This window comes from Pseudochrobactrum kiredjianiae, from assembly GCF_030362795.1.
GTDB classification, from domain to species: domain Bacteria; phylum Pseudomonadota; class Alphaproteobacteria; order Rhizobiales; family Rhizobiaceae; genus Pseudochrobactrum; species Pseudochrobactrum kiredjianiae.
In genome coordinates, this window is sequence record NZ_JAUCBM010000001.1 from 110613 (window position 1) to 130571 (window position 19959).

Sequence of the window (19959 nt, forward strand, 5' to 3'; positions counted from 1 at the left end):
TCAGGCACCTTCCGCTGTTGTGTCTTTTGCCCAAAGACCTGTTGCCGGATCAAACTGCCCCGAAAACTCCCATTCAGCCGGTCCTGTCATTAAAACATGATCATCATCGCGCCAAATGATCTGCAATGGCCCGCCCGGAACAATGACTTTTACATTGCGCCCTGTACGGCGTGTGCGTGCTGCCGATACACCGGCGGCGCAGGCAGCAGAGCCGCAAGCACGCGTCAACCCGACACCACGCTCCCAGGTGCGGATTGTCAGCTCATCTTGTGCCGTGACCTGCGCGATAGAAATATTTGCTTTTTCCGGAAACATCGGATGATTTTCCAGCAATGGCCCAAACTTATCCAGCTCATAGGACCAGACATCCTGATCCACCCAGAAAATCGCATGGGGATTGCCCATCGACGCCACAGACGGCGAATGCAGTACCGGTGCATCAATCGGCCCAACCTGCAATTCAATCATGCGGGTATCACGAAACTCTTCTGCCAGCGGGATCGCCTGCCATTCGAAATGCGGCTTGCCCATATCCACACGAATCTGTCCGTCCGGCAATTCCTCTGCCAGTAACAAACCGGCCAGCGTTTCAAAAGTGAATTGCGATTTTCCGGTTTCCGCTGCCAGCGCCTGCACCACGCAGCGAGTGCCATTGCCACAAGCCTGTGCTTCACTGCCGTCACAATTGATAATGCGGATATAATAATCTGTGCCCGCAGTTTTCGGATCATGGATCGCCATAATCTGATCGAAACCGGTCTCATTGTGACTATTCAATGCGCGAGCGGCATCAGGCGTAATCCGGTCATTCCGGCCACGCATATCCGCCACAATAATTTTATTGCCAAGACCATTCATTTTGGCAAAAGCTGCATTGACTGACATAGCTACAGACATAATTTCACAATTTAAAACCGCCGGATCAAAACATAAAGACTGCCTGAACCGGCATAAGACGACAAATGACGTTTATTCCGGATGATTTGCCTTAAACCACGGCCATAAGACTGTGAAGCAGTTTCCGGACAGGATACAGGTTCTATATGGCGGAACTTGTCTCAAATTGCCAGATATGCCGGACGGATTCAAAAAGCCGCGATACATTTTTGTCTCCAAAACCGGTTTTGAAGCCAGATCAAGCCTTGGCCGCAAGGCAAAATATGTTTATCCTTTAATATATAACCTGCTTATAGCATTTCCAGCAAAAGTGCGAAGCAGTTTTGGCAATGGATAATGCGCAAAAACAAACAGTTACAGCGGTTCCAACAATTCAGTCTTTACTGGAACCGCTGTAAACGGCATATCTGGCCATATTATTTCCGCCTGACTATGATGATGTCACAAGCGTAAAATAAAGGACGGAAGCCAGAAATTTGCACTATCCTGCTCATTTCCCATTTGTTCAATAATTCCTTTTGAATCCAAAATGGTCTAAACTGCGCCGAATTGTGCTTCAATATTGACCTGAAGACGGAACTGTTTCACTGATTCCCGTCACAAACCACCATAATCAAGGAGATGGGTATGGGAGTTTCTAAGATTGGCCTGCTCGGACTTGCAGCTGCCACTATTCTCGCAGGCTGCCAGAGTTCGCGCTTTGACAATATGGCCAGTAACACTCCCCCGCAGGCTCAGCGCCCTGCTCCTTTGCGTCCTGCACCGACGACATCGATTCAGTCCGGCTCGCTGAGTGATGTGAATGCATCGCAGTTTCCGGCAAATCCGAATGATATGAATACGCAGCCGCAGGGCAATACGCAGGTTGCCAGCCTGCCACCTGCGACTTCCGTCGAGCTGACACCGGGCAAAGTTGCCGGTGTATGGAATGCTTCACTTGCCGGTCAGAGCTGTAAAGTTGCGACACCGCAGACCAAATTCGGTCAGGGCTATCGCGCCGGTCCGCTGCGTTGCCCGGGTGAACTTGCCAACCTGTCCTCATGGTCGGTCAACGGCAAACAGCTGGTTCTCTATGATGCAAATGGCGGCACAGTTGCTTCGCTTTATTCGTCTGCTGACGGACGTTTTGACGGTCAGACATCCGGCGGCCAGCCGATCAGCCTGTCCCGCTAAGATTTGCTAACAGTTTGAACTCATAAAAGCTGCAGACACAATCTGCGGCTTTTCATTTATAAAACAGCGCCTGAATGAGCCCGAATGAGGTTGTCATGTCTTTCAATGAAACGCTGAAAGCCTATCCGTCCGTATCAGAACGCTACGACTCTCTGGCTGCTGCCGGTGATATTGAAGCTGATCCGCAGCAGCAAATTCTTGCAAAACGCTTTGATGCTTTGATTGAAGCCATTTGTAGCAAACGCCTTTCGCGCAAATCCAGTGCATTGGGCTGGTTGTTCGGCAAGTCCAAAAAAGTGGCTGAGCCGATCAAAGGCTTATATATTCATGGTAAAGTCGGTCGCGGCAAAACCATGCTGATGGATATGTTTTTTGAATTGCTGCCGGTTGAGCGTAAACGCCGTGCGCATTTCAATGATTTCATGGCTGATGTGCATGATCGTATCAATGCACATCGCCAAGCCCTGAAACGTGGTGAAACCAAACAGGAAGACCCGATCCCGCCCGTGGCGGAAGCATTGGCACAGCAGGCATGGGTGCTGTGTTTCGACGAATTCACCGTAACTGATATTGCTGATGCAATGATCCTGTCCCGCCTGTTCTCTGCGCTTTTCGAACGCGGTGTTGTGCTGATCGCTACCTCCAATGTCGCACCGGATAATCTCTATCCGAACGGTCTCAACCGCCAGCTGTTCATGCCTTTTGTCAGCATACTCAAAACCCGCGTCGATGTGATCAATCTGGATTCAAGAACCGATTATCGTCTTGAAAAGCTCGACCGCCAGCCGGTCTATCTCACGCCTCTTGGCGCTGAGAGTGATGCTAAGATGGATGAAACCTGGAAAATTTTGACTGAAGGCCGCAGGGAAACACCGGTTACGATTGATTTCCGTGGCCGTCAAATCGTTCTGAACCGGACTGTCGGCGATGCTGTCCGTGTTACCTTTGAAGAACTCTGCGCCAAACCGCTGGCTGCTGCCGATTATCTGGCAATCATGGCGCGTTTCCGCACCATGTTTATTGACCATGTGCCTGCACTTGATTTGAGTCGCCGCAATGAGGCCAAACGTTTCATCCTGCTGGTCGATACACTTTATGATCATCGTGCCCGCGTGGTGATCAGTGCCGCAGCCTCTCCCGATAAGCTCTATATCGCCTCAAGCGGTACAGAAGCTTTTGAATTTGACCGCACCGCATCGCGCCTTTTCGAGATGCAAAGTGCCGAATATCTGGAAGCATTTGAGACAAATGAGTCAGGTGCAGTGCGGATAACCGCGTGAAGAACGAGCTAAACAGGCCATATATTCCTGTTGTCACTATTTTGTGACGATCATAGCCTAATTTATGTCGATTAGAGGAATCATAAGAGCTCTTATGATTCAGCAAATAAGCATTCCGCAATCAGGCTGACTGTAAGCCGTTCTGAATAAACAAAAATTAGCTGTAAGCGGACAAATTTCAGGGACAATTCCTCTTCTTGATTTCACCAGATGAAACAGGAGAAAAATTCGGCTTTTGTCAAAAATGATTTACGTTTACGTAAGAACTTATTTAGCTAAACGATTGAAATAATTAAATACAAATTTATTAGTTGAGTTATTTTGAAAACGGGCATATCGACCATACAGCGTAATGGCCTCTGCGGGCATAACTGAACGGAAAGCTCAAGCAGAGGTTAAGCTGTTTTAGTTAGATTTTAGATCAGGGAAGTAACCAGCATGGCTCGCAATAAAATTGCTCTCATCGGTTCAGGCATGATCGGCGGAACGCTCGCCCATATGGCCGGTCTCAAAGAGCTCGGTGACATTGTGTTGTTCGATATCGCCGAAGGTACTCCGCAGGGCAAAGGCCTCGATATCGCTGAATCCTCACCGGTTGACGGTTTCGATGCAAAATTCACCGGTGCCAATGACTATGCTGCCATCGAAGGCGCAGACGTTGTTATCGTTACCGCCGGTGTACCGCGCAAGCCAGGCATGAGCCGTGATGACCTGCTGGGCATCAACCTGAAAGTCATGGAACAGGTAGGCGCAGGCATTGCCAAATACGCCCCTGATGCTTTCGTGATCTGCATCACCAACCCGCTCGATGCGATGGTTTGGGCTCTGCAGAAATTCTCCGGTCTGCCAGCAAACAAAGTTGTCGGTATGGCTGGTGTGCTTGATAGCGCCCGTTTCCGTTACTTCCTCGCTGAAGAATTCAACGTTTCCGTTGAAGATGTTACCGCATTCGTTCTCGGCGGTCACGGCGATACCATGGTTCCGTCGAGCCGCTATTCGACTGTTGCCGGTATTCCTCTGCCGGATCTGGTCAAAATGGGCTGGACTACACAGGACAAGCTCGACAAGATCATTCAGCGCACCCGTGACGGCGGTGCTGAAATCGTTGGCCTGCTGAAAACCGGTTCGGCTTTCTATGCGCCTGCTGCTTCCGCTATCCAGATGGCAGAATCCTACCTCAAGGATAAGCGCCGCGTTCTGCCAGTTGCCGCGCAGCTGACCGGTCAGTACGGCGTTAAAGACATGTATGTCGGCGTACCAACCATTATTGGTGCGAACGGCGTAGAACACATCATCGAAATTCAGCTCGACAAAGAAGAACAGGCCGCATTTGAGAAATCAGTTGCTGCAGTTCAGGGTCTTTGCGACGCCTGCATCGCGATTGCACCTAATCTGAAATAAGCACCCGTAATTTAAAGTTCTGGGATGTATCGGGGCGCTTTTCCCAAAAGTGGCCCCGAACTGCTCTCTGGAACTTCATATAAAAATCACGAAACCTGTCTATCAACGCAAGTTGAAACCACAGTTTTCAGGGCGCCTTACAAAGGACAACCAGATGAACATTCATGAATATCAGGCCAAGCGCCTGCTCCACTCCTACGGCGCACCGATTGCCAATGGCGTGGCTGTATACTCCGCTGAACAGGCTGAAGAATGGGCAAAGACCCTTCCTGGCCCGCTTTATGTGGTCAAGAGCCAGATCCACGCCGGTGGCCGCGGTAAAGGTAAGTTCAAAGAACTGCCTGCTGAAGCTAAAGGTGGCGTACGTCTTGCCAAATCCATCGAAGAAGTTGTTGCCAACGTTAAAGAAATGCTCGGCAACACTCTGGTGACCAAGCAGACCGGCCCTGCCGGCAAGCAGGTTAACCGTCTTTACATCGAAGATGGTGCGGATATTGACCGTGAGTTGTATCTCTCCCTGCTGATCGACCGTACCAACGGCCGTCCGGCTTTCGTTGTCTCCACCGAAGGCGGTATGGACATTGAAGCTGTTGCGGAAGAAACACCGGAAAAGATCATCAATGTTGCAATCGATCCTGCCAAAGGCGTGACCGATGAAGACAATGCAAAGCTCGCAGACGCGCTGAAGCTCGAAGGCGAAGCCCGTGCAGATGCAATTGCGCTGTTCCCGGTTCTCTACAAAGCTTTTGTTGAAAAAGACATGAGCCTGCTGGAAATCAACCCGCTGATCGTCATGACCAATGGTCGCGTACGCGTGCTGGATGCCAAAGTATCCTTCGACGGCAATGCTCTGTTCCGTCATCCTGACATTCAGGAACTGCGCGATCTGTCCGAAGAAGACGAAAAAGAAATCGAAGCTTCCAAGCATGATCTGGCTTATGTTGCCCTCGAAGGTAATATCGGCTGCATGGTCAATGGTGCCGGTCTTGCTATGGCAACCATGGACATCATCAAGCTTTACGGCGCAGAACCGGCAAACTTCCTCGATGTTGGCGGCGGCGCTACCAAAGAAAAAGTAACAGCTGCATTCAAGATCATCACTGCTGATCCGGCTGTTGAAGGTATCCTCGTGAACATCTTCGGCGGCATCATGAAATGCGATGTTATCGCTGAAGGCGTGATCGCAGCTGTTAAAGAAGTTGGCCTTAAAGTTCCTCTGGTGGTTCGTCTCGAAGGCACCAATGTTGAGCTTGGCAAGAAAATCATCAACGAGAGCGGCCTGAATGTTATTTCAGCTGACGATCTCGACGATGCAGCGCAGAAAATCGTTGCTGCAGTGAAGGGAAATTGATCCATGTCTATTCTTGTAAACAAGGACACCAAGATCCTCGTTCAGGGTCTGACCGGTAAGACAGGTACTTTCCACACCGAACAGGCGCTGGCTTATTACGGCACTCAGATGGTTGGCGGTATTCACCCTAAAAAGGGTGGCGAAACCTGGACAGGTTCCAAGGGCGAAAATCTGCCGATTTTTGCAACTGTTGCTGAAGCAAAAGAACGTACCGGTGCAGACGCATCCGTGATCTACGTTCCGCCTGCAGGTGCAGCTGATGCCATCATCGAAGCAATTGAAGCTGAAGTCGGTTTCATCGTCTGCATCACTGAAGGTATTCCGGTTCTGGACATGGTTCGCGTGAAAGAACGTCTGGAACGTTCAAAGTCACGTCTCCTCGGCCCTAACTGCCCGGGCATCCTGACCCCTGAAGAATGCAAAATCGGCATTATGCCAGGCAACATCTTCAAAAAAGGTTCGGTCGGCGTTGTTTCCCGTTCGGGTACACTTACTTACGAAGCTGTGTTCCAGACCTCCAATGAAGGTCTTGGCCAGACAACCGCTGTTGGTATCGGCGGCGATCCGGTTAAAGGCACAGAATTCATCGACGTGCTGGAAATGTTCCTTGCGGACGAAAACACCAAATCGATCGTTATGATCGGTGAAATCGGTGGTTCGGCTGAAGAAGAAGCAGCTCAGTTCCTCAAAGACGAAGCCAAGCGCGGCCGTTCAAAGCCAATGGTTGGCTTCATCGCCGGTCGTACCGCTCCGGAAGGCCGCACCATGGGTCATGCCGGTGCCGTTATCTCCGGTGGCAAGGGCGGCGCTGAAGACAAGATTGCAGCTATGGAAGATGCGGGCATCCGCGTTTCCCCATCGCCTGCACAGCTCGGCAAAACACTTGTTGAAGTTCTCAAGGGCTAAGGCCCTTGGGTTGAAGTTCTCAAAGGTTAATCCCTTGGAACCCTGACGATAATGGCAGTTTTTAAGCACAACTGCCTCTAAAAAGCCCGGTTCGTGGCCCAAGCCACAGCAAAGCACGAACCGGGTTTTATAAAAACGATTACCTATGCCTGTTTCTATTGGAAATCAGTTTTAAAACACTATTTCTCAATACAGAAACAACAGACCAGTAACTTAAAACGGGACCGGAAGATTTTCCGGTATGGCCGGTATAAGGAGACGGAGTGAATACTCCGGCAAGGACAATGGCACGGCAAGAAGAAGCCAACGACGTTTTCGCCCTGACCTCGTTTCTCTATGGCGGCAATGCCGACTATATTGAGGAGCTCTATGCTGCATATGAAACCGATCCGAATTCGGTTAATGCAGAATGGCGTGATTTTTTCGCAAATCTCGGTGACAACCGACAAGATGTGCTTGAAAATGCCCGCGGCGCATCCTGGGAAAAGAGCAACTGGCCTGTTACGCCTAAAGATGAGCTGACCAATGCTCTCGACGGCAACTGGGCAGAAGTTGAAAAACACATCTCGGACAAGCTGAAAGGCAAAGGCGGCAAAGCTGCTCCTGCTGCACCAGCTCTGAGCGAAGTTGAAATTACACAGGCAGCACGCGATAGCGTTCGCGCGATCATGATGATCCGCGCTTACCGTATGCGCGGTCACCTGCATGCCAATCTTGATCCGCTGGGTCTTTCCGAAAAGCCAAATGATTATAATGAACTGGCTCCGGAAAACTACGGTTTCACTCCGCAAGATTTTGATCGCAAAATCTTCATCGACAATGTGCTTGGTCTTGAATATGCGACCGTGCGCGAAATGCTCGATATTCTAAAGCGCACCTATTGCTCAACACTCGGTGTTGAATTCATGCATATTTCTGATCCGGCTGAAAAAGCCTGGATTCAGGAACGTATTGAAGGTGCCAATAAAAATATCGCTTTCACACCGGAAGGTAAGAAAGCCATCATGTCCAAACTGATCGAAGCTGAAGGCTTTGAACAGTTCATTGACGTGAAATACAAAGGCACCAAGCGTTTTGGTCTCGATGGCGGTGAATCTCTGATTCCTGCTCTTGAACAGATCGTCAAACGCGGCGGTTCCATGGGCGTTAAAGAAATCATTTTCGGTATGGCTCACCGTGGCCGTCTGAACGTGCTTTCGCAGGTTATGGGCAAGCCACACCGCGCTATTTTCCACGAATTCAAGGGCGGCTCTTATGCGCCGGATGATGTGGAAGGTTCGGGCGACGTTAAATACCATCTGGGCGCATCTTCGGATCGTGAATTCGACGGTAACTCCGTTCACCTGTCACTGACAGCCAACCCTTCCCATCTGGAAATCGTTAATCCGGTTGTTATGGGTAAAGCCCGTGCCAAGCAGGATCTGCTCGTTGGCCGTACCCGTGATGATATGGTACCGTTGAGTGAACGCGCAAAAGTTATGCCGCTGCTGCTGCATGGCGATGCTGCTTTTGCCGGTCAGGGTGTTGTTGCTGAATGTATGGGTCTGTCGGGTCTGCGCGGTCACCGCGTTGCCGGTACTGTACATTTCATCATCAATAACCAGATCGGTTTCACCACTGATCCGTCCTTCTCCCGTTCATCGCCATATCCGTCCGATGTTGCGAAGATGATTGAAGCTCCGATCTTCCACGTCAATGGTGATGATCCGGAAGCTGTGGTTTTTGCTGCAAAAGTTGCAACCGAATTCCGCCAGACCTTCCATAAGCCGGTTGTTGTGGACATGTTCTGCTACCGTCGCTTTGGTCATAACGAAGGCGATGAGCCTGCGTTCACCCAGCCTTTGATGTACAAAGAAATTCGCAAGCACAAAACCACTGTTCAGCTCTACAGTGAGAAGCTGATTGGCGAAGGTCTGCTGACTCAGGCTGAAATCGACCAGATGAAAGCTGAATGGCGCGATAAACTGGAAACAGAATTCGAAGCCGGTCAGAACTATAAGCCGAACAAGGCCGATTGGCTTGACGGCGCATGGGCAGGTCTGCGTACCGCTGATAATGCCGATGAACAGCGCCGTGGTAAAACCGGCATGCCAATGAAATCCCTCAAGGAAATCGGTAAAAAGCTTGCCGAGACACCTGAAGGTTTCAATGTTCACCGTACCGTTCAGCGTTTCCTCGACAATCGCTCCAAGATGATTGATTCCGGTGAAGGCATTGATTGGGCAACAGCTGAATCGCTGGCTTTTGGTTCGCTTGTAACTGAAGGTAATCCTATCCGTCTTTCCGGTCAGGATGTTGAGCGTGGCACGTTCTCGCAGCGCCACACTGTTCTTTACGATCAGGAAAATCAGCAGCGTTATATCCCTCTGAATAATCTTCAGAAGGGTCAGGCGATCTACGAAGCCATCAACTCGATGTTGTCCGAAGAAGCCGTGCTTGGTTACGAATATGGTTATTCCCTGTCAGAGCCTCGCGCACTGACTGTCTGGGAAGCTCAGTTCGGTGACTTCGCCAACGGTGCTCAGGTTGTTTTCGACCAGTTCATCTCTTCGGGTGAGCGTAAGTGGCTGCGTATGTCCGGTCTCGTCTGCCTTCTGCCACATGGCTATGAAGGTCAGGGTCCTGAGCATTCATCCGCACGTCTGGAACGCTTTCTGCAGCTTTGCGCGGAAGATAATATGCAGGTTGCCAATGTTACGACACCGGCAAACTACTTCCACATTCTGCGCCGTCAGATGAAACGCGACTTCCGTAAGCCGCTGATCATGATGACACCAAAATCCCTGCTGCGTCACAAGCGTGCAATTTCTTCTTTGAGCGAACTGTCCGGAGACAGCACATTCCACCGCCTGTTGTGGGATGATGCACAATATCTCAAGGATCAGCCGATCAAACTGCAGAAAGATGCCAAGATTCGTCGCGTCGTTCTCTGCTCCGGTAAAGTCTATTACGACCTTTACGAAGAGCGTGAAAAACGCGGCATCGACGATGTCTACCTGCTGCGCGTTGAACAGCTTTATCCGTTCCCGGCCAAAGCCCTCATCAACGAACTCTCCCGCTTCCGCGGTGCAGAAATCGTCTGGTGTCAGGAAGAGCCAAAGAATATGGGCGCATGGTCGTTCATCGAGCCTTATCTGGAATGGGTTCTGGCGCATATTGATGCGAAATATCCGCGTGCCCGTTATACTGGCCGTCCGGCTGCCGCATCGCCTGCAACAGGTCTGATGTCCAAGCATCTTGAACAGCTCGCAGCCTTCCTTGAAGACGCGCTCGGTTCTTAAAATTTAAATTATGACCCGCTGTTATGCAGCGGGTCAGTCTATCATTCAGATTAAAGTTCCAGGGAAGATAAAACCATGGCCACCGAAATCCGCGTTCCCACCCTTGGGGAATCCGTCACAGAGGCAACCATCGGCAAATGGCTCAAAAAAGTTGGCGATGTGATCGTTGCTGACGAACCATTGGTTGAGCTGGAAACCGACAAAGTTTCTATTGAAGTTCCGGCACCTGTTTCCGGTGTTCTGACAGAAATCGCCGCTCAGGAAGGTGACAATGTTGGTCTCGATGCTCTGCTCGGTCAGATTGATGCATCCGGCGCAGCGAGCGCCCCTGCCGCAAAACCTGCTGCTGCACCAGCCGCTGCACCTGTAGCCGCTGTTGCTCCTGCGGCAACTTCTTCTTCTATGCCTGCTGCGCCGGCAGCTGCCAAGCTGATGGCTGAAGCCGGTCTGAACAATGATCAGGTTGACGGTTCCGGCAAACGTGGTCAGGTTCTCAAAGGCGATGTTCTTGCAGCGCTTGCAAAAGGTACTGCTCCAGTTGCAGCTGCTCCTGTTGCCGCTCGTCCTGCGTCGCCTGCCAGCGATGCACCACGCGAAGAACGCGTGAAAATGACCCGTCTGCGTCAGACCATTGCGCGTCGCCTGAAAGATGCTCAGAACAGCGCAGCCATGCTCACCACTTATAATGAAGTGGACATGAGCGCGGTTATGGATCTGCGTGCACGTTACAAAGATATCTTTGAGAAGAAGCACGGCGTTAAGCTCGGCTTCATGGGTTTCTTCACCAAAGCTGTAACCCATGCGCTGAAAGAAATTCCGGCTGTTAATGCCGAAATCGACGGCACCGACATCATCTACAAGAACTTTGCACATGTCGGCGTTGCAGTCGGTACTGACAAGGGCTTGGTGGTTCCGGTTGTTCGCGATGCCGACCAGATGTCGATTGCTGAAATCGAAAAAGAAATCGGCCGTCTCGGTCGTTCAGCACGCGATGGTCAGCTATCGATGGCTGACATGCAGGGCGGCACATTCACCATCTCCAATGGTGGTGTATACGGTTCCCTGATGTCTTCCCCGATCCTGAACGCACCGCAGTCCGGTATTCTCGGCATGCACAAGATTCAGGAACGTCCGGTTGTTGTCGGCGGTCAGATCGTTATCCGTCCGATGATGTATCTGGCTCTGTCCTACGATCACCGTATCGTTGACGGCAAAGAAGCTGTGACCTTCCTCGTCCGCGTTAAGGACAGTCTGGAAGATCCGGAACGTCTGGTTCTCGACCTGTAATAAACGGAATAAGAGCGCTGTTATAAAACAGCGCTCTTTTCATCTGCATCATATCTGAGCCGTTGCGGCTCTCTCTTTTTATAGTGCATATTTTGACTGTGAGGGCTGTCTCGCAGTTTCAAGATGCGTACAAAAAATCACGGAGCCTTTCATGCAGTATGTGATCGAATTTACCGGTCTGATGGCGGTATTCGTGATCCTGCTCGTAGCGCCCGGTGCGGATTTCGCGCTGATCGTGCGCCAGAGCATCGTGCATGGCCGCCGTGCAGCCTTTATTACCAGTTTGGGCATTGGCGCATCGCTGATGTTCCACATCTCCTATACGATCCTCGGCATCGGCCTGATCGTTTCCCAGTCTCTGTTTCTGTTCTCATTGATTAAATGGGCCGGTGCTGCCTATTTGTTTTATCTCGGTATCAAGGCGCTGCGCGAAAAACCGCTCAATGCAGCCGATGCGGAGAAAATCATTCAGACAGACGCGGACGCTGTTAAACCACAACCAATGGCAATTTCCGCAAAGCGCTGCTTCACTATGGGCTTCATCACCAATGCGCTGAACCCGAAAGCCGTTTTATTCTTTCTTTCCCTGTTCTCATCTCTTGTCAGCCATGAAACACCAGCTGCCATTCAGGGCATCTATGGCGTGTTGATCGCCATCGTCGTGATCGGCTGGTTTGCGATTGTGACACTGTTCTTCACGCTGGAGCCTGTACGTAAACGCTTTTTTGCTCTGGGCGCATGGTTTAATCGTGTGACCGGTATGGTATTTATTGGCTTAGGCATTAAGCTTGCCAGCCAGCAAGCCCATTAAAACAACGCATTGTGCTTCAGGCCGATGCTGTAAATCAGACTTTTAAAGCCCGGTGAGGGAACAATGCTTATCAGAACAGTCATTTTAAAAAAGACCTTTGCCTGCCTCGCAAGCTGCACAATCCTGCTGACGGCAACAGCGGTTGCTTCGGCGGCCTGTATGCAGAACCGCGCCATTTATTCTGACAAAGACCAGAATTACACGCTGACTTTTAGTCCTGTACAAAAAGAGGATGATCAGTCCGGCAACAGTTTCACGATCATTGCCAATGAAAAACCTGAATTTAAATTACAGGGTGCAGTGCAATGGACAGAGGGGGCTGCGCGCCCCACAGCCATGATCACTTATAATTGTGCGGGTGATGATGCTGCAGAAGATGAAATTGATGACTGCACAATCTGGCAGGGCGTAGTATATGCCCTTAAAGATGGTGCAGATGCAGAGTTTCTGCCCCGCAATGACGAACCGGCTGCCGCTGCTATTCTTCTGCCGGACTTTGTCAGCATGCTGGACAGCTATGATTTTGGTGAGGTCAAACCAGCCGAGCCGCTGAACTGGGACGTGTTTCGTTTTAAAGCCTGCACACCCGAAGAATAAAAAAATCGACCCTCCCCCTCAAGCAGAAATCCCCTGCCTGAGCGGACTTAAAAAGAGTTAAAAGGATAGAGCAATGTCTTACGATGTCGTAGTCATCGGTACCGGCCCAGGCGGCTATGTTGCAGCGATTAAAGCTGCACAGCTCGGATTGAAAGTAGCAGTTGTTGAAAAACGCAGCACTTTCGGCGGTACCTGCCTGAATGTCGGCTGCATTCCTTCAAAAGCATTGTTGCACGCTTCGGAAGTTTTTGCTGAAGCCGGTCATTCTTTTGACGCGCTCGGCGTTGAAGTCAGCGCACCGAAGCTGAACCTCGAAAAAATGCAGGGTCACAAAGTTGCAACTGTAAAAGCCAACACCACCGGCGTTGAATTCCTGTTCAAAAAGAACAAGATCGAAGCTTTCACTGGTTTTGGTAAAGTTGTTGCTGCTGGCAAAGTATCGGTCACAGCTGAAGACGGTTCTGTAAAAGAACTCGAAACCAAAAACATCATCATCGCCACCGGTTCTGATGTTGCCGGTATTCCGGGTGTTCAGGTTGATATTGATGAAAAAATCATCGTTTCCTCAACTGGCGCACTGGAATTCACCAAAGTGCCTGAAAATCTGATCGTTGTCGGCGGCGGTGTTATCGGTCTGGAACTCGGTTCAGTATGGTCGCGTCTCGGCTCAAAAGTGACTGTTGTTGAGTATCTCGACAAAGTTCTTGGGCAAATGGACGGCGACGTTTCCAAGCAGTTCCAGCGTATGTTGGCCAAACAGGGCATGGATTTCAAACTCAGTGCCAAAGTAACCGGCGTTGAAAAATCCGGCAATGGCGCCAAGGTAACTTTTGAGCCTGTTAAGGGCGGCGATGCTGTTACCCTTGAAGCCGATGCTGTGCTGATCTCAACCGGCCGTCGTCCTTACACTGATGGTCTGGGTCTGGCTGAAGCCGGTGTATCTCTTGATGAACGCGGTCGCGTTGCCATCAACGATCATTGGCAGACCAATGTTGCCGGCATTTATGCAATCGGCGACGTGGTTAAAGGCCCGATGCTGGCGCACAAAGCGGAAGATGAAGGCGTTGCGGTTGCAGAAATCATCGCCGGTCAGAAAGGCCACGTCAATTTTGATGTGATCCCAAGCGTTGTTTATACCCAGCCGGAAGTGGCTTCTGTTGGTAAAACTGAAGAAGAACTGAAAGCTGCAGGTATTGAATATAAAGTGGGCAAATTCCCGTTCACAGCCAATGGCCGTGCCCGCGCAATGCAGCACACTGACGGTTTTGTGAAAATTCTGGCTGACAAAGCAACAGACAAAGTTCTCGGCGCCCATATCCTCGGTTACAATGCCGGTGAAATGATCCACGAACTGACTGTTTTGATGGAATTTGGTGGTTCTTCCGAAGATCTGGCTCGTACATGCCACGCACATCCGACCATGTCGGAAGCTGTTCGTGAATCAGCAATGGCCACTTACGACAAGCCAATTCATATGTAATCTGCCAATTACACAAAATACGAGGCCCGGTTTTTATCGGGCCTTTTCTTTTTCATGTCGAATTTGGTTAGGCTTTATTGAGAATATCAGGGCACAATAGGCTCACGCATCATGAAAATGAAAGCACTGCTGCCTTTATGCCTACCCTCACCCGACTGATCATTCTGTTGGCTGTTATTGCCGCCTGTATTTACGGGCTGATGCTGGCGCTTGTTAAAACGGTTAGCCCGGTTACCTCAGAGATCACTATTCGTGTGCCTGCCAATAAAATGCTGCAACAACCACATGATCCGGCACCTGTAGGGCCTGCACCGGTACCATCACCCTATACAGACGGAGAACCGGAGGCTGAAGATGCAGAATAATCTCTCGACAGAAGCAGCAATCGACTCATTTCTTGAAATGATGAGCGCCGAGCGGGGTGCGGCCGATAATACACTGGAATCCTACCGCCGCGATCTGGAGACGGCGGCAGAGTTTATGAAGGGTCGTAAAACCAGACTGGTTATTGCCACATCTGCCGATCTCAAAACCTGTCTTGATGATATGAATATTCAGGGTTTTGCGGCTACCTCGCAGGCACGCCGGCTCTCCTCTTTACGGCAGTTTTTTCGCTTTCTCTACACAGAGGGGCTCCGCACGGATGATCCGACCGGTATTATCGACGTGCCAAAGAAAAATCAGGCTTTGCCAAAAATTATGAGCGAAGACACTGTTTCAAAACTTCTCATGCAGGCAGAGACTGAGGCAAGGCCTCAAGAAGACATGAGCGGCTATTTTAATGCCGTGCGTCTCCATGCGCTTCTGGAAGTGCTCTATGCCACCGGTATGCGTGTGAGCGAGCTTGTCGGCCTGCCGGAAAAAACCATTCGCAGCAATCAGCGTTTTCTGCTCGTGCGTGGCAAAGGCTCCAAAGAACGTATGGTGCCGCTGTCTGTGAAGGCGCAAAATGTCCTGAATATTTATGTAGGTTTACGCGACAAGGTCCCGGAATGGCAAAATAATCCGTGGCTGTTTCCTGCACGATCTGAAAATGGCTATTTGGCACGACAAGTCTTTGCCCGTGATTTGAAATCACTTGCCGCAAGAGCGGGGATTTCTGCGGCAGCAGTCTCTCCCCATGTTTTGCGCCATGCTTTTGCCAGTCATCTTTTACAAAATGGTGCAGATTTGCGTGCAGTTCAGCAATTATTGGGGCATTCGGACATTTCTACGACACAAATTTATACCCATGTGCTGGAAGAAAGACTGCATCAACTGGTTGCAACGCATCATCCGCTTGCCGATTGACGCTATGAAGTTTAAGAGAAACATATTCGGCAGATAGAAATTTCTGTCAGACAATCTATATAAGATAAATGAAACCGTCTGAAAGGCCTTCTGGTCTGGCGGATTGAAAGCAGCGAAGGCAAAAGCGGCAACCGCCTCCCAGAGCTGCGTCAAAGAAAAGATGGATCGGTTTTTCTAATTATGAAATTAGGAAAACTGATTTAGTCTCCGGAGCGTAATAGTCAGGTCATATGTATAATTACCTTGATTTTGAAAAACCCGTCGCAGATCTCGATGGTCAAATTCTCGAATTGAAAAAACTGGCGCAGGAAAGCGGCAGCGTAGAGATGAGTGACGAAATACGGCGGCTTGAAAAGCGCTCTAGCGATGCGCTGAAAGATATTTATCGTAAGCTGACGCCTTGGCAGAAAGTTCAGATTGCCCGTCATCCGGATCGCCCGCATTGTCTGGATTATGTAAATCAGCTGTTTACAGAATTCACACCGCTGGCCGGTGACCGTAATTTTGCTGATGATCAGGCTATTCAGGCTGGTTTTGCCCGCTTTAATGGTCAGGCCGTTGCTATTCTCGGTCAGGAAAAAGGCAACGATACCAAAACACGTCTGAAGCATAATTTCGGTTCTCCGCGTCCGGAAGGCTATCGTAAAGCCATTCGTATCATGGAACTGGCCGATCGTTTCAAACTGCCGCTCATTACCTTTGTAGACACCGCCGGTGCTTATCCGGGTGTGAGTGCTGAAGAACGCGGACAGGCAGAAGCGATTGCCCGCTCGTTAGAAATGAGCATGAAATTGCGCGTTCCGGTTATCACCGTTGTGATCGGTGAAGGCGGTTCAGGTGGTGCGATTGCAATTGCTGTCGCAAACCGCGTCTATATGCTGGAACATGCAATCTATTCGGTGATCTCACCGGAAGGCGCTGCTTCCATTCTGTGGCGTGATTCGACCCGTGCGAAAGACGCAGCCACCAACATGCGTATTACTGCGCAGGATTTGCTTGAGCTGAAAATTATCGACAATATTATTGCGGAACCACTCGGCGGCGCACATCGCGGTAAAACCGCAATTATTGATGCTGCCGGTGATGTCATTGCCACCGCATTGAAATCACTTGAAGGTGTTGATGGCGAAACCCTGAAACAGGAACGCCGTCAGAAATATCTGGCAATGGGTCGTAATCTCTGATTATCGGCACCTGTGTGACTTCTTACAATTCAGGCCGCGCGATCAGCGCGGCCTTTGTCTTTTCAGCTCTATAGTCAAACCCGGCGATCTGTTGTAAATATCGCCCTGCACTAACTTCATAACACTTTATCAATCATACTGACCGATAATACGGGACAAACTGATTGCCGCTAAAAATTTGCCTTTTTGCTATTTCAGGATATTTTGGTCTAACTCTTACGTAATTCTGCCGGTGAACCTTATGAAACTCAGAACTGCAATTTTTGCTTCACTGATCGCAACCGTCGCTCTTGCCGGTTGTCAGGGCTCTGTTTTTGATGGTGTTGGAGCCAAGGCCGAACGCGAGCTGCCTTCCAAAGTTCAGGCTAAAATCAAAGCCAAAGGCATGAATAAAACATCACCGGTGATGGCACGTATCTTCAAAGAAGAAGGCGTTCTGGAAGTATGGAAGCAAAAAACCAATGGTCGTTATGACATGGTTGCTTCCTATGAAATCTGCAAATGGTCCGGCAAGCTGGGTCCAAAATTTGTTGAGGGTGATCGTCAGGCGCCGGAAGGTTTCTATTCCGTCTCTGCTGCGCAGATGAACCCGAACTCGCAATTTTATCTGTCTTTCAATCTCGGCTTCCCGAATGCTTATGACCGCGCGCATGGTCGCACCGGCCAGCATTTGATGGTGCATGGCGCTTGCTCATCGGCTGGTTGTTATTCCATGACCGATGAAAGCATGTCCGAGATTTATGCTTTTGGCCGTGATGCCTTCAAAGGTGGTCAGCGTGATTTTCAGGTTCAGGCTTTCCCGTTCCGCATGACCGCAGCGAATATGGCACGCTATAAGAGTGATCCGAATTATGAATTCTGGGCCATGCTTAAAGAAGGCTATGACCAGTTTGAAATTACCAAAGTACCGCCAAAAGTCGATGTTTGCGGCAAGCGCTACGTCTTTAATCAGAACTTCCCGGGACAACAGGGAATATCGGCTTCTGCCGCCTGCCCGCCAATGTCTCAGCCGGATTCAATCCAGTCTGCTTATTCCAGCTACCAGAAAACCTATGACGCAGCATTTTCAACGGCCATAAACAAGTCGTCCAAGAAAAACCTTGCTCCGTCGATTATGGGAATTCAGGAAGCGAAACTGGTGTCTGACTGGAGCGCACGCCGCGCTCGTGGTGAAAAAGTATCACGTACGCCGCCATCTTTGAGCCCTGCCTCTTCCGAGACACCAGGTTCGCCGGACACAGCGGCACCAACAGCTATTGCGCAGACACCTGCTCCTGCAGCAGCAACCACTGTTGCAACATCTGCTGCGGTTACAGCACAGCCAGAACTTGATCAGAATGTAACTGCATCTGTGCCGGTTCCTGCTAGCAATCCTGTCGCTGCAGAAACAACACCTCAGGCCGTGCCGGTTGTGCCGTCACCAGAGAAGAAATCGCTCTGGAACAGAATGACCGGTCAATAATGATCACGTCTGAAACGGCAGTATTTTACGATTTTAAGGGGCTGCAATGCCCCTTACCCGTTTTAAAAACCCGCAAAAAACTACAAGATTTAAAAGCCGGTGATGTGATCAGGATAGAAACAACTGACCCGCTTTCACCGCTTGATATTGCCCATTTCTGCCAGTCAGAAGGACACACGCTGCTTGAGCAGCAGAGTGAAGGCCGCGTATTTCATTTTCTGATACAAAAAGGCTAGAGCGCCGTGTGCCAGACTTGGCACACAAAGGTCGCTCTAACACTTTAAAATTAGAGCATTTCACAGTCAAGTTGGATCAACTTGGACAGTCCGGGATAATGCGACAAACTAAAGAATCTAGAGCACGTGCGCCCACTTGGGCGCACAAAGCCATCAGCCTTTCATAGAAAACCCCGGAATTGCCAGCGGATTATCGGTCAGCGCCTGTGCATCAGCCTGATCAATACGTGGTTTGCCTAAAAATGCATCAAACAAATCACGGACATAGGCCTCATCCAGATCTTTGGTAATCAGCACCAGACGTGTCTGATATTTGTTGTCCTGCAATTCCTGCGGCCATGCTTTCAAGCGCACAGGCGGATGCAAAATCTGCTGAACACCATGAATAATCAGCGGTCGTTCCGCATCTTCAGCAACCGCAACAATCCCCTTCATACGCAGCAATTTATCGCCATGGGTCGAGCGCAGCAAATCCAGAAACATCTCAATCGCCGAGAACGGTACCGGCGCATCATGCTTCAGTGAGAAAGAACGGATCGCAGTATCATGGTGATGATGGTGGTGATGTCCGTGATCATCATGATGATGCCCCGAACAACCGGCGCCGTGAATTTCGCAAATATGATCATCGTGAGAATGAGGATCATCATAGCTGTCAGCTTTCAGCCAGTTCTGCACATCCGGCGTTTTGCCCGCCGGATTATACAAGCCGCAATCAAACAAGGCCGCATAGCCAATCTCGTCGGCTACAACATCATAAATTTCTGCAGCCGGATTGAGCGTTCTGATCCGTGATCTCAAAGCAGCAAGCTGCTCTGCATCCGCGAGATCAGATTTGGTGAGGACAATGCGGTCAGCAACAGCAATCTGTTTGACGGCTTCAATATGCGCGTCAAGTGTCGCCATGCCATTGACTGCATCAACCGTGGTAATCACACCATCAAGCTTCAGCACCTGCATCAGTACCGGATGCCCCATCAGTGCCTGTAAGACCGGCACCGGATCAGCCAGACCGGTCGTCTCAATCACAATGCGCTGCAGCTCATTGATTTTGCCCATCTGCACGCGTTCGATCAAATCCGCCAGGGTATCGACCAACTCACCACGAACGGTGCAACATAAGCAGCCATCAGCCAGCTGAATAACACCATCCGCTGCCTGTTCAACAAGCAGATGATCGATGCTCACATCACCAAATTCATTGATGATAACTGCCGTATCCTGCAAGGCAGGATCTTTCAGCAGGCGATTGAGCAAGGTCGTTTTTCCTGCACCCAGAAAGCCTGTAAGCACAGAAACGCTGATCGGTTTGAAGGGCATGTC

17 protein-coding genes are annotated in these 19959 nt (G+C 50.2%); 15 read left to right on the forward strand and 2 right to left on the reverse strand.

The features are described 5' to 3' along the window. Positions 1 to 885, reverse strand: coding sequence for a diaminopimelate epimerase (gene dapF / locus QUF18_RS00570; protein WP_289386064.1), 885 nt, complete (start codon positions 883 to 885; stop codon positions 1 to 3). 639 nt (positions 886 to 1524) lie between these two features. Here dapF and QUF18_RS00575 point away from each other — a divergent pair. The 15 genes from QUF18_RS00575 (at position 1525) to QUF18_RS00645 (ending at position 18636) form a co-directional block, all read left to right on the forward strand. After that, positions 1525 to 2070 carry a protease inhibitor Inh/omp19 family protein gene (locus QUF18_RS00575; RefSeq protein ID WP_289384305.1) on the forward strand — a complete coding sequence of 182 codons (546 nt, stop codon included), beginning with the start codon at positions 1525 to 1527 and terminating at the stop codon, positions 2068 to 2070. 95 nt (positions 2071 to 2165) lie between these two features. Beyond that, entirely contained in the window at positions 2166 to 3350 is a 1185-nt protein-coding gene (zapE, locus tag QUF18_RS00580) for a cell division protein ZapE (protein ID WP_289384306.1), read from the forward strand. A gap of 438 nt (positions 3351 to 3788) precedes the next feature. Continuing rightward, the gene (mdh, locus tag QUF18_RS00585) at positions 3789 to 4751 is read left to right on the forward strand and encodes a malate dehydrogenase (protein WP_289384307.1); all 963 of its coding nucleotides are present in this window, start codon (positions 3789 to 3791) and stop codon (positions 4749 to 4751) included. 154 nt (positions 4752 to 4905) lie between these two features. Then, a complete protein-coding gene (sucC, locus tag QUF18_RS00590; protein WP_289384308.1) occupies positions 4906 to 6102 on the forward strand; it encodes an ADP-forming succinate--CoA ligase subunit beta in 1197 nt (398 codons plus the stop codon). A 3-nt stretch (positions 6103 to 6105) separates the two neighbouring features. Beyond that, the gene (gene sucD, locus QUF18_RS00595; protein WP_289384309.1) at positions 6106 to 7008 is read left to right on the forward strand and encodes a succinate--CoA ligase subunit alpha; all 903 of its coding nucleotides are present in this window, start codon (positions 6106 to 6108) and stop codon (positions 7006 to 7008) included. Positions 7009 to 7292: 284 nt separating this feature from the next. Continuing rightward, on the forward strand, positions 7293 to 10289 hold the full coding sequence (locus QUF18_RS00600; protein ID WP_289384310.1) for a 2-oxoglutarate dehydrogenase E1 component: 2997 nt from the start codon (positions 7293 to 7295) through the stop codon (positions 10287 to 10289). Between the two features lie 75 nt (positions 10290 to 10364). Beyond that, positions 10365 to 11576, forward strand: coding sequence for a 2-oxoglutarate dehydrogenase complex dihydrolipoyllysine-residue succinyltransferase (gene odhB / locus QUF18_RS00605; protein ID WP_289384311.1), 1212 nt, complete (start codon positions 10365 to 10367; stop codon positions 11574 to 11576). A gap of 151 nt (positions 11577 to 11727) precedes the next feature. Then, entirely contained in the window at positions 11728 to 12387 is a 660-nt protein-coding gene (locus QUF18_RS00610; RefSeq protein ID WP_289384312.1) for a LysE family translocator, read from the forward strand. 159 nt (positions 12388 to 12546) lie between these two features. Next, a complete protein-coding gene (locus QUF18_RS00615) occupies positions 12547 to 12984 on the forward strand; it encodes a hypothetical protein (protein WP_374806481.1) in 438 nt (145 codons plus the stop codon). A 73-nt stretch (positions 12985 to 13057) separates the two neighbouring features. Next, complete coding sequence (gene lpdA, locus QUF18_RS00620; protein WP_289384314.1) at positions 13058 to 14464, forward strand: dihydrolipoyl dehydrogenase; 1407 nt, start codon at positions 13058 to 13060, stop codon at positions 14462 to 14464. A gap of 137 nt (positions 14465 to 14601) precedes the next feature. Continuing rightward, on the forward strand, positions 14602 to 14829 hold the full coding sequence (locus QUF18_RS00625) for a hypothetical protein (protein ID WP_289384315.1): 228 nt from the start codon (positions 14602 to 14604) through the stop codon (positions 14827 to 14829). Then, the gene (xerD, locus tag QUF18_RS00630) at positions 14819 to 15754 is read left to right on the forward strand and encodes a site-specific tyrosine recombinase XerD (RefSeq protein WP_289384316.1); all 936 of its coding nucleotides are present in this window, start codon (positions 14819 to 14821) and stop codon (positions 15752 to 15754) included. Before QUF18_RS00625 ends, xerD begins: the two co-directional genes overlap by 11 nt. 230 nt (positions 15755 to 15984) lie before the next feature. Beyond that, complete coding sequence (locus QUF18_RS00635; protein WP_289384317.1) at positions 15985 to 16938, forward strand: acetyl-CoA carboxylase carboxyltransferase subunit alpha; 954 nt, start codon at positions 15985 to 15987, stop codon at positions 16936 to 16938. Positions 16939 to 17179: 241 nt separating this feature from the next. After that, entirely contained in the window at positions 17180 to 18400 is a 1221-nt protein-coding gene (locus QUF18_RS00640) for a L,D-transpeptidase family protein (protein ID WP_289384318.1), read from the forward strand. After that, the gene (locus QUF18_RS00645) at positions 18400 to 18636 is read left to right on the forward strand and encodes a sulfurtransferase TusA family protein (RefSeq protein WP_289384319.1); all 237 of its coding nucleotides are present in this window, start codon (positions 18400 to 18402) and stop codon (positions 18634 to 18636) included. The genes QUF18_RS00640 and QUF18_RS00645 overlap by 1 nt, the downstream gene beginning before the upstream one ends. A 153-nt stretch (positions 18637 to 18789) precedes the next feature. Here QUF18_RS00645 and QUF18_RS00650 read toward each other — a convergent pair whose 3' ends face one another. After that, a complete protein-coding gene (locus tag QUF18_RS00650; protein WP_289384321.1) occupies positions 18790 to 19956 on the reverse strand; it encodes a CobW family GTP-binding protein in 1167 nt (388 codons plus the stop codon). Positions 19957 to 19959 lie beyond the last annotated feature (3 nt).

Excerpts from the sequence above, each read along its gene's own strand:
- QUF18_RS00575 (WP_289384305.1), top strand. The coding sequence starts at position 1,525 with ATGGGAGTTTCTAAGATTGGCCTGCTCGGACTTGCAGCTGCCACTATT.
- xerD (WP_289384316.1), top strand. The coding sequence starts at position 14,819 with ATGCAGAATAATCTCTCGACAGAAGCAGCAATCGACTCATTTCTTGAA.
- mdh (WP_289384307.1), top strand. The coding sequence starts at position 3,789 with ATGGCTCGCAATAAAATTGCTCTCATCGGTTCAGGCATGATCGGCGGA.
- QUF18_RS00635 (WP_289384317.1), top strand. The coding sequence starts at position 15,985 with ATGTATAATTACCTTGATTTTGAAAAACCCGTCGCAGATCTCGATGGT.
- QUF18_RS00615 (WP_374806481.1), top strand. The coding sequence starts at position 12,547 with ATGCAGAACCGCGCCATTTATTCTGACAAAGACCAGAATTACACGCTG.
- QUF18_RS00640 (WP_289384318.1), top strand. The coding sequence starts at position 17,180 with ATGAAACTCAGAACTGCAATTTTTGCTTCACTGATCGCAACCGTCGCT.
- zapE (WP_289384306.1), top strand. The coding sequence starts at position 2,166 with ATGTCTTTCAATGAAACGCTGAAAGCCTATCCGTCCGTATCAGAACGC.
- QUF18_RS00610 (WP_289384312.1), top strand. The coding sequence starts at position 11,728 with ATGCAGTATGTGATCGAATTTACCGGTCTGATGGCGGTATTCGTGATC.
- odhB (WP_289384311.1), top strand. The coding sequence starts at position 10,365 with ATGGCCACCGAAATCCGCGTTCCCACCCTTGGGGAATCCGTCACAGAG.
- sucC (WP_289384308.1), top strand. The coding sequence starts at position 4,906 with ATGAACATTCATGAATATCAGGCCAAGCGCCTGCTCCACTCCTACGGC.
- sucD (WP_289384309.1), top strand. The coding sequence starts at position 6,106 with ATGTCTATTCTTGTAAACAAGGACACCAAGATCCTCGTTCAGGGTCTG.
- QUF18_RS00625 (WP_289384315.1), top strand. The coding sequence starts at position 14,602 with ATGCCTACCCTCACCCGACTGATCATTCTGTTGGCTGTTATTGCCGCC.
- QUF18_RS00645 (WP_289384319.1), top strand. The coding sequence starts at position 18,400 with ATGATCACGTCTGAAACGGCAGTATTTTACGATTTTAAGGGGCTGCAA.
- QUF18_RS00650 (WP_289384321.1), bottom strand. The coding sequence starts at position 19,956 with ATGCCCTTCAAACCGATCAGCGTTTCTGTGCTTACAGGCTTTCTGGGT.
- dapF (WP_289386064.1), bottom strand. The coding sequence starts at position 885 with ATGTCAGTCAATGCAGCTTTTGCCAAAATGAATGGTCTTGGCAATAAA.
- lpdA (WP_289384314.1), top strand. The coding sequence starts at position 13,058 with ATGTCTTACGATGTCGTAGTCATCGGTACCGGCCCAGGCGGCTATGTT.
- QUF18_RS00600 (WP_289384310.1), top strand. The coding sequence starts at position 7,293 with ATGGCACGGCAAGAAGAAGCCAACGACGTTTTCGCCCTGACCTCGTTT.